This window comes from Acidovorax sp. KPB24-07 (assembly GCF_057543315.1).
This window is the reverse complement of sequence record NZ_BAAJYS010000497.1, coordinates 1-2,106: the sequence shown is the minus strand read 5'-3', so window position 1 is coordinate 2,106 and position 2,106 is coordinate 1. Positions and strand designations below refer to the sequence as shown.

The following is a 2,106-nucleotide window of genomic DNA, read 5'->3' as shown; positions in this document are numbered from 1 at the left end:
CGCTGCTGGCGCGCGCCTGGGCCTTCGCCGCCCGCCACCTGCGGTCCCGCCGCGCGGTGCTCTGGGCGCTGCTGGCCGTGCCCCTGGCCCTGCTGCTGTACGTGCTGGCCCTGGTCCCGTTCACCCCGGCCATCAGCGACATCCGCAAGGCCAAGACCGAACAGCCCGCGCAACTCGTCTCGGCCGATGGCCGCCTGCTGGCCGAATACAAATGGGTCAACCGCGAATGGGTGGCGCTGGAGGACATCGCCCCTTCCGTGAAGGACGCGCTCATCGCCACCGAGGACCACCGCTTCTACGACCACTTCGGCCTCGACTGGCGGCGCACCGGCTCGGCGCTGATCCGCACCCTGGGCGGCGACAAGCAGGGCGGCTCCACCATCACGCAGCAGCTCGCGCGCAACCTCTACCCCGAGGACATCGGCCGCGCGCCCACGCTCACGCGCAAGCTGAAGGAGGCCATCACCGCGCTCAAGATCGAGGTGCTGTACTCCAAGGACGAGATCCTGGAGACCTACCTGAACACCGTGCCGTTCCTGTACAACGCCTACGGCATCGAGATGGCCGCGCGCACGTACTTCGACAAGTCGGCCGACAAGCTCACCGTGCTGGAGAGCGCCACCCTCATCGGCATGCTCAAGGGCACGAGCTACTACAACCCCGTGCTCAACCCCGAGCGCGCGCAGGAGCGGCGCAACACCGTGCTGTCGCAGATGAAAAAGCGCGGCAAGCTCTCCGCCGAGCAGTACGACACCCTGTCGCGCCGGCCGCTGCGCATCCGCTTCGAGCGCCAGATCGAAACCGCCGGCCCCGCGCCGCACCTGGCGCAGCAGTTGCGCAAGCAGCTCATCGACTGGGCCGACCGCAACGGCTACAGCCTGTATGCCGACGGACTGGTGGTCCGCACCACCATCGATTCGCGCCTGCAGACCCTCGCCAACCAGGCGGTCGCCCGCCAGGGCCGGCAGCTGCAGGGCGTGGCCGACGGCGCCTGGGCCTCGCGCAGCGCCTGGAACCCCAAGGGCCCGCTGGTGCAGGCGCTGGTACGCGAATCGGCGCAGTACGAGGCCGCCGTGGCCAAGGGCGCCACACCCGACGAAGCCCTGCAGGGCCTGCTGGACGACGCCGCTTTCATGCGACAGCTGCGGCAGCAAAAGACGCGCGTGCAGGCCGGCTTCCTGGCGCTGGACCCGCGCAGCGGCGAGGTGCGGGCCTGGGTGGGCAGCCGCGATTTCGCCACCGACCCCTTCGACCACGTGCAGGCCGCACGCCGCCAGCCGGGCTCGACCTTCAAGCCGTTCGTGTACGGTGCGGCCTTCGCCAACGGGATGCTGCCCACTGACACGCTGATGGACGAGGCGGTGGAGATTCCCCTGAGCGGCCGCCAGGTCTGGCGCCCCACGGACGAAGGCCCGCCCAGCAACGCGCCCATGACGCTGGCCGACGGCCTGGCTTACTCCAAGAACACCATCACCGCGCAGGTCATGCAGAAGGTCGGCCCCGAGCGCGTGGCGCGGTGGGCGCAGGCCATGGGCGTGCGCGAGTCGCGCCTGGATGTGGTGCCCTCGCTGGCGCTGGGCACCAGTCCCGTCACGCTCAAGGAAATGGTGGCCGCCTACGGCACCATCGCCAACGGTGGCCAGTACCGCGCGCCCATCGTCATCACGCGGATCGAAGACAAGAACGGCAAGGTGCTGGAAGACTTCGCCCCTGCCGACCCCGAGCGGGCCGCGGGCCTTTCGGCCGTGCAGACCCTGCGCGACGCCATGCGCGGCGTGATCGACAAGGGCACGGGCGCCGCGATCCGCACCCGCTACGGCATCACCGCCGACGTGGCGGGCAAGACCGGCACCACGCAGGACAACACCGACGGCTGGTTCATCCTGATGCACCCGCAACTGGTGGCGGGGGCCTGGGCCGGCTTCAACGACGGCCGCATCACCCTGCGCAGCGACTACTGGGGGCAGGGCGCCCACAGCGCGCTGCCCATGGTGGGCGAGGTGTTCCAGCAGGCGCTGCGCACCAAGGTGATCGATGCGCGCGAGCGGTTCATCGACGAGGAGGAAAAGAGCGGCTGGGTGGACAACGCCGTGGGCGGCGTGCGCA

The 2,106-nt window shown here is 70.1% G+C and carries 1 protein-coding gene; it reads left to right on the top strand.

Annotated elements, in window-relative coordinates; genetic code table 11:
* Window positions 1–5: 5 nt before the first annotated feature.
* Window positions 6–2,106: penicillin-binding protein 1A (locus tag AC27IQ_RS23070; RefSeq protein ID WP_487090935.1), on the top strand; the 2,101-nt coding region annotated here is incomplete at its 3' end.